The sequence below is a fragment of the Flavobacterium sp. genome (genome assembly GCF_023151265.1).
In the GTDB taxonomy this organism is placed as follows: Bacteria; Bacteroidota; Bacteroidia; order Flavobacteriales; family Flavobacteriaceae; genus Flavobacterium.
In genome coordinates this window covers 1-9,961 of the sequence record NZ_JAKLJH010000100.1, presented here as the reverse complement: position 1 = coordinate 9,961, position 9,961 = coordinate 1, and the positions used below count along the sequence as shown (strand labels likewise).

9 protein-coding genes are annotated in these 9,961 nt (G+C 31.9%); 8 read left to right on the top strand and 1 reads right to left on the bottom strand.

The window, feature by feature from the left end:
• Window positions 1–220 precede the first annotated feature (220 nt).
• From L6Q46_RS10010 to rodA, 7 genes are all read left to right on the top strand, one after another.
• Window positions 221–1,237: a type I restriction enzyme HsdR N-terminal domain-containing protein gene (locus L6Q46_RS10010; protein ID WP_291284178.1), complete on the top strand. Its 1,017-nt coding sequence runs from the start codon at window positions 221–223 to the stop codon at window positions 1,235–1,237.
• 186 nt (window positions 1,238–1,423) lie between these two features.
• Entirely contained in the window at window positions 1,424–2,956 is a 1,533-nt protein-coding gene (gene purH / locus L6Q46_RS10005; protein WP_291284177.1) for a bifunctional phosphoribosylaminoimidazolecarboxamide formyltransferase/IMP cyclohydrolase, read from the top strand.
• A gap of 144 nt (window positions 2,957–3,100) precedes the next feature.
• Window positions 3,101–4,129: a rod shape-determining protein gene (locus L6Q46_RS10000; protein ID WP_026725280.1), complete on the top strand. Its 1,029-nt coding sequence runs from the start codon at window positions 3,101–3,103 to the stop codon at window positions 4,127–4,129.
• Window positions 4,130–4,139: 10 nt separating this feature from the next.
• A complete protein-coding gene (gene mreC / locus L6Q46_RS09995) occupies window positions 4,140–4,970 on the top strand; it encodes a rod shape-determining protein MreC (protein ID WP_111567359.1) in 831 nt (276 codons plus the stop codon).
• Between the two features lie 78 nt (window positions 4,971–5,048).
• Window positions 5,049–5,474, top strand: a complete 426-nt coding sequence (locus L6Q46_RS09990) for a rod shape-determining protein MreD (RefSeq protein ID WP_363315876.1) — start codon at window positions 5,049–5,051, stop codon at window positions 5,472–5,474.
• Entirely contained in the window at window positions 5,471–7,399 is a 1,929-nt protein-coding gene (mrdA, locus tag L6Q46_RS09985) for a penicillin-binding protein 2 (protein ID WP_291284175.1), read from the top strand. Before L6Q46_RS09990 ends, mrdA begins: the two co-directional genes overlap by 4 nt.
• Window positions 7,400–8,656 carry a rod shape-determining protein RodA gene (gene rodA / locus L6Q46_RS09980; protein ID WP_111567362.1) on the top strand — a complete coding sequence of 419 codons (1,257 nt, stop codon included), beginning with the start codon at window positions 7,400–7,402 and terminating at the stop codon, window positions 8,654–8,656.
• On the opposite strand, the gene L6Q46_RS09975 is transcribed toward rodA, so the two are convergent.
• The gene (locus L6Q46_RS09975; RefSeq protein WP_291284174.1) at window positions 8,657–9,448 is read right to left on the bottom strand and encodes a DNA/RNA non-specific endonuclease; all 792 of its coding nucleotides are present in this window, start codon (window positions 9,446–9,448) and stop codon (window positions 8,657–8,659) included.
• A gap of 53 nt (window positions 9,449–9,501) precedes the next feature.
• Here L6Q46_RS09975 and L6Q46_RS09970 point away from each other — a divergent pair.
• Window positions 9,502–9,961 (top strand): hypothetical protein (locus L6Q46_RS09970; RefSeq protein ID WP_291284173.1); only part of this gene is annotated, 460 nt, incomplete at its 3' end.

Here is a 9,961-nt window from a genome sequence, read left to right as displayed (position 1 = left end):
GCAACGCATTGATGGCAAAACTGAAACTTTCTGAAAGTAATCGTAAATATAAAAGCATAATACTGAGCTATTACTAATAAGTAGAGCAATGAGGGAAAATGTTACAGTTGGAGGGAATTTATTTATATTCAATAAGAATTTTATTTCAATTTTACGGAAATACTTATTTTCTTATTTAAAAAAATAATTAACTTTGGTATCAACTATAAAAAATTTCAGTATGCCAATCAATAAACAATTTGTTACAGTCATTAAAAAATCACTAACTAAATTTGATTTTTCAAAACTTGAAGAAAAATGTACAAATGAAGCTCAAACAAGGCAATATCTTATTGAACCAATCATCGAAATATTAGGCTACAGCAGACTAGATGATATGTTAACAGAGATAAATGCTGGTTGGGGACAAAAAAACGACAAGGCAGATATTGGATTAATTATAAAAGGTAAAAATCCAGAAATCTTAGTTGAATGTAAGAAATATGGAAAAAATTTAACCGATAAAGAAGCATCTCAATTAAATGGTTATTTCATTAACACACCAAGTTCAAAACTTGGAATTTTAACAAATGGAATAGAATGGAGATTTTATTGTCCTGACGAATCTAACAAAGAAACAAATCTTAACGTAACACCATTCCTTGTATTAGATTTTTCAGAATTAAATGATTCGCTTTTTGAAAATCTTTCGAAATTCCACAGAAACAATATTGATATTAAGGAATTATTAGAAGAAGCTTCAGAATTTTACTTTTTACAAGGTTTCAATGAAGCTTTCGCAACTGAATTATCAGATCCATCTGACGACTTTATCAAAGCAATTTTTAATAGAATGCAAGGTAAAAGAATGACAGACACTGTAAAAAGTAAATTGAGAAGCTTAATAAACTCAAATTCAATTCAAAATGCTCTACCAAAAGTAATTGAAGAAGAATCTAAAAATGGCAATGTTGTCATAACTACTGCAGAAGAATTAAAAATCTACCATGCGATAAAAACAATTCTTATTCATAAAAAAGAAATTGATTCTGATAGAATTTCATACAGAGATCAAAAAAATAGTTTTAATATTTTAGTTGATGACAACAACAAAAAAATTATTTGTAAAATAACATGCTCAAAAAACAAATACTTCATTGAACTTAATGGATTGAAATACGAAGTTAATGGGATTGATAGTATTGTTGCTATTAAGAAACAACTCCTTGATTTCACAATGCAATATTTTCAAAAATAAATTAAGAAACCACTTTTTTAGTGGTTTTCTTTTTTTAAAAAAATCCCTTCCAATAAAGTTTGACTATTTTAAGAAGTATAACTACTTTTGCACCACGAACCCGAGGCGAGCCGAACTGTATGGAGCGTAGCGGAATAAAACAACAACACTTATCTGAGACTTATTCAGATACAACAACACAACACCATGAACACAACAAAAAAAATTGCTTCGGCATTGATTTCTGTATTTGACAAAAACGGTTTAGAACCTATTGTTAAAGCCCTTCACCAAAACAATGTAACCATTTATTCTACCGGCGGAACCGAAACTTTTATTAAAGATTTAGGCATTCCTGTTGTCGCTGTAGAAGATATTACAGCTTTCCCTGAAATTTTAGGCGGAAGAGTAAAAACCTTACATCCAAAAATCTTCGGTGGTATTTTAAACCGTCAAGATCATGCTGGTGATGTGGAGCAAATGAAAGAATTCAACATTCCTCAAATCGATTTAGTGATTGTGGATTTGTATCCGTTTGAAAAAACCGTTGCTTCTGGCGCTAGCGAACAAGATATTATCGAAAAAATCGACATCGGTGGAATTTCGTTAATCAGAGCAGCTGCTAAAAACTTCAAAGACACGGTAATAGTTCCTTCAGTTGAGCAATATGCATCATTTTTGAATTTCTATACCGAAAACAACGGAGCTACAACATTAGAAAACAGAAAATTATTAGCTTCAAGAGCTTTTAATGTTTCTTCACATTATGATTCGGCGATTTTTAACTACTTCAACCAAGTTTTTGAAGAACCAGTTTTAAAAATCAGCGAGCAAAACGGAAATGTATTGCGTTATGGTGAAAATCCACATCAAAAAGGATTTTTCTATGGTGATTTCGACAAAATGTTTACCAAAGTTCACGGAAAAGAATTGTCATACAACAATTTATTAGATGTTGATGCGGCTGTGAATTTAATGAACGAATTCAAAAACGACAATCCAACTTTTGCGATTTTAAAACACAACAACGCTTGTGGTTTAGCTACAAGAAACACAATGAAAGAAGCATATTTAGATGCTTTAGCAGGTGACCCAACTTCGGCTTTTGGAGGTGTTTTAATTGCGAATGGAAAAATTGATGTGGCTACAGCGAATGAAATTAACCAATTGTTCTGCGAAGTAGTAATTGCTCCGTCTTATGACCAAGAAGCAATTGATATTTTAGAAGAAAAGAAAAACAGAATCATCTTAATCCAAAACGAAGTAGCTTTGCCAGAAACGACTGTTCGCACATGCTTAAACGGAGTTTTAGTTCAGGATAAAGACAACGTAACGGATTCTAAAGACCATTTAAAAACGGTTACAAATGTTGCTCCAACAGCAGAAGAAATAGAAGATTTATTGTTCGCTTCAAAAATTTGTAAACACACAAAATCAAACACAATTGTATTTGCAAAAAACAAACAATTATGTGCTTCTGGTACGGGACAAACTTCAAGAGTAGATGCTTTACGTCATGCTATTGAAAAAGCAACTTCATTCGAATTTGATTTAACCGGTGCAGTTATGGCAAGTGACGCTTTCTTCCCATTCCCAGACTGTGTTGAAATCGCAAACAAAGCTGGAATTACTGCGGTAATTCAACCAGGAGGTTCAATAAAAGACGAATTAAGCATCAACTATTGCAACGATAATAACATGGCAATGGTGTTCACTGGAATTCGTCATTTCAAACATTAAAATTTCACTTACAAAACATATTTTGGAAGCGCATTAAAAAAAATATTTTAATGCGCTTTTTATTTGTATTTATTCCAGATTATTTTTATAATTTTGCGAGTTGAATACTATTATACAAAAAAACGCTAAACCCTTATCAAACTTATGGGATTTTTTGATTTCATGACCGAGGATATCGCAATCGACCTTGGTACCGCAAATACTCTAATCATTCACAACGATAAAGTCGTGATTGACAGTCCATCTATCGTTGCAAGAGACCGAATTACTGGCAAAATTATTGCTGTAGGTAAAGAGGCCAACATGATGCAAGGTAAAACTCATGAAAACATCAAGACCATTCGTCCTTTGAAAGATGGGGTTATTGCTGATTTTGATGCTTCTGAGCAGATGATAAAAATGTTCATCAAAAGTATTCCTGCGTTAAAAAAGAAATTGTTTACGCCAGCGCTTCGTATGGTAATTTGTATTCCTTCGGGAATTACAGAAGTGGAAATGCGTGCGGTAAAAGAATCGGCTGAGCGTGTTAATGGTAAAGAAGTATATTTGATTCATGAACCTATGGCAGCAGCAATTGGTATCGGTTTAGATATTATGCAACCAAAAGGAAACATGATTGTAGATATCGGAGGTGGTACAACAGAAATTGCAGTTATCGCTTTAGGCGGAATTGTTTGTGATAAATCGGTTAAAATTGCCGGAGACGTTTTCACAAATGACATCATTTACTACATGAGAACGCAACACAATTTATTTGTTGGAGAAACTACCGCTGAAAAAGTAAAAATTCAAATTGGTGCAGCTACTGAAGATTTAGACAGCCCACCAGAAGATATGGCAGTTGACGGAAGAGACTTATTAACCGGAAAACCAAAACGTGTTGATGTATCGTATAGAGAAATTGCAAAAGCATTAGACAAATCGATTCAACGTATTGAAGATGCAGTTATGGAAACCTTATCACAAACGCCACCTGAATTATCTGCCGATATTTACAACACAGGTATTTACCTAGCAGGTGGAGGTTCGATGCTAAGAGGTTTAGACAAACGAATTTCAATGAAAACAGATTTACCTGTTTACATCGCAGAAGATCCTTTAAGAGCCGTTGTAAGAGGAACGGGAATGACCTTAAAGAATATCAACAAATACAAAGGAATCCTGATTAAATAAAAAATAGTCCATGCAGCAAATAATTAATTTTATCATAAAAAACAGCCATCGTTTGCTGTTTTTGCTGCTTTTGGGCATCTCATTTTCTTTGGTTGTAAAATCGCACTCCTATCACCGAAGCGAGTATGTAAATTCGGCTAACGCTGTTACTGGTGCATACTATGAAAAAGTGAATGAGGTAAATGAATATTTTAGTTTAAAGCAAAAAAATAAAGATTTAGCTTCTGAAAATGCTTTACTTAAGGAATTGCTTTTTAACAAAAAAGACACCATTTTAACTTCTAAAACATTATTTAGAAACGACCTCAACAATTACAATGTTGTGGTAGCAAAAGTGGTAAAAAACAGCTTCAATACAAGAGAAAACTACATTACCATTAACTCAGGAAAGAATTCAAAAATTGAAGTAGACATGGGAGTGGTTAATGATAAAGGAATTGTTGGAATTATAGAAAAAACATCTCCAAATTATTCTACCATTCAAAGTGTTTTGAATACTAAATCGAAGATTAATGCTAAAATTAAGAATTCAAACCATTTTGGTTCGTTAATTTGGGATGGAAGAAATGTAGGTTTTGCCCAACTAATTGACGTTCCTCGATTAGCCTCATTAAGACATGGAGATTCTATTGTAACAGGTGGTAATTCAGATATTTTCCCTGAGAACATACCGATTGGAAAAATTGATAAAATCTTTATTGATAAGAAGACAAATTATTACACAATAAATATTCGTTTGTTTAATGACATGACATCTCTAGGCTATGTTTATGTGATTGAAAACAAAAGAAAAAAAGAAAAAAGACAACTCGAAACAGCAACCACAGCACCAAAAAAATAAGTGAACAATAGCGTTTTAAATAGCATCCGATTTGTAGTTTTTTTACTCTTACAGCTTTTAATATTTAATAATATTAATATGTTTGGGTATTTAAACCCGTATCCGTATGTTTTGTTTATTTTATTATATCCAGTTAATAGCAATAAAAGTGTTTTACTTTTAGGAAGTTTTGCAATGGGAATTCTTTTGGATATGTTTTGTAATTCGGGCGGAATTCACACGATGGCTTCTTTAGTTTTGGCTTACTTAAGACCATCGCTTTTTAAATTTGCATTTGGATTAAGTTACGAATATCAAACGGTAAAAATTGCTGATAAAATTTCGCCAGAACGCATTACTTTATTGCTATTAGCCATTTTTATTCATCATTTTACCTTATTCTTTTTTGAATATTTTAGATTCGATTTATTATTTACGATATTGACGCATACACTTTTCAGTACTATTTTTACGTTTACTATATGTTTACTAATTCTAAATATAATTAAGCCAAGTAAGCGATGAGAAAAGCTTTATTACCCGCCGTAATTATAATTACTTCGGTTATCCTGATTGCTCGAATATTTTACCTTCAGGTAATTGATGAAAATTTAAAACTACAATCCGAAAACAATGCCATTAAAAAAGTATTTGATTTTCCGGAGCGAGGTTACATATATGATAGAAATGGTAAATTATTAGTTGCCAACCAACCATCGTATGATATCATGGTGGTACCAAGAGAAATTAAAGACATCGATACTACCGAATTTTGTTCACTTTTACACATCACTAAAGCCGATTTTATCAAAAAAGTAGAAAAAGCAAGAGTGTACAGCCCAATGTTACCCTCAGTTTTCTTATCGCAATTAAATAAGGCAGAATACGCGGCATTTCAGGAAAAAGAAAGAAAATTTGAAGGTTTTTATACGCAGAAACGTTCTTTACGCGATTATCAAGTTAAAGAAGGTGCCAATATTTTTGGATTCATAACACAAGTAAACGAAGCCATTCTGAAAAAAAACAAATACTACAACAGTGGTGATTTGATTGGAAAACAAGGGGTTGAACAACAATATGAAGAAATTTTAAGAGGTGTAAAAGGAGTGAAATATTTACTTCGTGATAAACACAACAAAATTATTGGCCCATACAAAGAAGGAAAGTTTGATACCATTGCTCAACAAGGTAAAGACCTTACCCTAACCATAGACCACGCGCTTCAACAATATGGCACAGAGTTAATGATTAATAAAAGAGGTGGAATTGTTGCAATTGAACCTAAAACTGGAGAAATTTTAGCCTTGGTTTCTGCCCCAACATACGATCCTGCGCTTTTAGTAGGTAGACAACGTTCTAAAAACTTCACTGCTTTATACAACGATTCGATTTCAAAACCATTGTATGATAGAAGTCTTCAAGCCACATATCCTCCAGGTTCACCATTTAAAATTGTAACTGGATTAATTGGATTACAAGAAGAAGTTATTGACGAACAAACTACCTTTTATTGTAATCATGGAGCAAATTTTGGTCGTTTCATGAAATGCCACTGTGGTCTTCACACCTTACAATTAAATAACGGAACCTATAAATCGTGCAACAGTTATTTTGGTCATACTTACAAAAGAACTATAGAAAAATATAAAGATTCTTATTATAGTGTTGACAATTGGGCGAACCACGTAAAAAGTTTTGGTTTGGGTCAGTTCTTAGGTACTGATATGCCTATTGGAACAAAAGGTTTAGTTCCAGATTCTAAACTTTACAAAAGAGTTTATAATGGTGCTAAAATTAGAAGTTCGTATATAATTTCAAATTCAATTGGTCAAGGAGAAGTTTTAACATCACCAATTCAATTAGCTAACATGATGGCTGCTGTTGCAAACGAAGGATATTACTTTACACCTCATATAGTTAAGAAAATCAAAGGTCAAAATTTAGATAAAAAATACACAACAAAGCATTATACAACAATTGATAAGCAATATTTTGAACCTATAATTCAAGGAATGGAAGATGTGTATAATTTTGGTACCGCTTCCGGATTAAGAGTAGAAGGAATAAAAATTTGTGGTAAAACAGGAACAGCCGAAAATAAAATTAGAGTTGCCGGAAAAACCTACCAATTAAAAGATCACTCTATTTTTGTGGCTTTTGCTCCAAGAGAAAATCCAAAAATTGCTTTAGCTGTTTTTATTGAAAATGGCTATTGGGGAAGTCGTTGGGCTGGACCAATTGCGACCTTAATGATTGAAAAATATTTAAACGGAAAAATTAGTCGAAAAGATTTAGAAGATAGAATGCTTAACGGAAGCATTGAAGACGAATACAGAAAAATTGAAAACATTATTTTCCAGAGAAAAGTAGATCCAACAAGAGTTCAAGATTCATTAAACAAAATTAATGTAGAAATTAGCGAAGCCAAAAAAGAAGAAGAGGAAAACTAAATGAAAAATCAAAGCGTAGGAAATAGAATCGATTACATCAGCATATTACTTTACATAGCTTTAGTAATAATGGGCTGGATGACTATTTATTCCGCATCATTACCATTAGAAGAAACTTCTATTTTTGATATTTCACAAATCTATGGTCGTCAAATGCTTTTTATTGGGTTAACCATTCCTTTGATACTGATAATTTTATTCAGTGATGCCAAGATTTTTGAACGCCTTTCATTTGTATTCTATGGCATTGGAATCATACTATTACTCGGTTTATTTGTTTTTGGAGTTACCAAGAAAGGTCAAACCAACTGGTATCAATTTGGAGGATTTGGATTTCAACCTTCCGAATTTGTTAAAACAGCGACTGCTTTATTATTGGCAAAATATTTAAGTTACTCCCAAATTAACTTAAAATACACTAAACATCAAATAATTGGTTTAGCAATCGTTTTTATACCTGTTTTGTTAATCCTAATGCAACCCGATGCTGGTAGTGCCATGATTTTCATATCACTAATCTTTGTTTTAAATCGTGAAGGATTGCCAAGTTGGTACTTTTTTTCGGGTATAATTGCCATTGCATTGTTCTTTCTATCATTAGTAATTCAACCCATTTATTTAATTGGAATTGTATTTGTAATAATGGTAATTCATTACATATTTAATAGAAAAATTTCTAGAAACCCTATTGTTTACGGATTACTTTACTTAGTAATGGCGGGATTTGCTTTCTCGGTAAGTTATGTATATGATAGTGTTTTAGAACCGCATCAAAAAGACCGTATAAACGTTTTAATTGGTGATGATGTCGATATGAAACGAGAAGGTTACAACCTAAATCAGTCGATGATTGCCATAGGTTCTGGTGGTTTAATAGGTAAAGGATATTTAGAAGGAACTCAAACAAAAGGTGGCTTCGTTCCTGAACAACATACCGATTACATTTTTACAACTGTAGGTGAAGAATGGGGTTTTATAGGAAGCACCGTTGTTATCTTACTATTCGTTGCTTTATTTTTAAGAATAATTTATTTAGCAGAAAACCAAAAAACTAAATTCAGTAGGGTTTATGGATATTGCGTAGCAACTTATCTGTTTACGCATTTCTTTGTAAATATTGCCATGTTGATTAAATTATTCCCAACAATTGGAGTACCTCTACCCTTTTTCTCTTACGGAGGCTCGAGTTTATGGGCATTTACCATTTTACTTTTTATTTTTATAAAGCTAGATGCCAATAAAGTTAATGAATGGTAATTAAAAACTCCAATCCTTATAATCTGATTTCGATTCTAATTGATTTTCGATTTCATCTTCTAAATTAGGATAAAAATCAATACCTGTCATCTTTTCTATTTCGTCAACAGAAACGACAAACTCATATAAAGGCTGCTTCGAATTTTCATGAGGAACAAGAAAACCAATCATTTTAGAACCATCTTTAGACAATAGTACTTTGTAGAAATATTTAGGTACTGAAACACTTTCTTTACCAATAGTTTCTAAATTATCACTCAAAACACCGCCTGTTACTACATATAATCCATCATTTTTTGTTGCCCAATATCTTACTTTTTCCTCTAAACGATTCCAAACACCCGAATTAAACTCATGTTCTTGCGGACTAATATTAGAAGTAAAAAAAGTTTCTGTATAATCATCAAATGATTTTTTTCTATCTCCCGCTGGACACAAATGACCTTTATCATAACCTGACTTTTTATAATTTCTCCAATCAGCAGATTCTGTTTTTACTATTGGATCTTGTTCAAAAAAAGGTCGTTCAAAATTAGTATTTGCTATATCATCGTTATCTAAATAATAGGCAACCCATTCACTTTGTTCATGCTCTTCAGAATATGAAAAAGAATACGAATTGCGATTGTAAACATCACTTGTGGTTGAAGTTGGCAAAAAATCAAAATTATCCGAAAGAGCATTATTCTGATTTAGGTTCTGATTAACATTAATATTTTTTTCATTAATATCATTAAACTCTCTACACGAAAATAAGGAAACAATTATAAGGAGATAAATAAATCTATTCATACTTTGGCTTGAATTTTGTTACATTTGTAAAGATAATTTTAAAATCCAAAATCATGAAAATTAAATTTTTAATTTTAGTAGGTTTATTTAGTTTACAAGCCACATTAGCCCAAGAAACTGTAATTGACAGTGTAAAAGTAAAGCAAGAGAAAATGCTTCTTGAACAACAAAAAGCCGAAAAAGAAAGAATCAAAGCAGAAGAAAAAATAATTAAAGAGCAACAAAAGGCAGAAAAAGAGCGTCAAAAAGCTCTAAAAGAGGCAGAAAAAGCAAAAAAAGAAGCAGAAAAAGCTCAGAAAAAAGCTGAAAAGGAACTAAAACAAGCTGAAAAAGCGGTAGCCCAAAGGGAAAAAGCTAAAAACAATATCGAAAAAGCTAAATCTAAAATTGATAACAACAAAAAAGATTTAGAAAAAGATAAAGAAAAATTTGAAAAACTTAGAAGAAAAGGCAAACTAACTCCAGAAGACGAATTAAAATGGAGAGAGAAAATTCTTAAAAAGGAAAACAAAG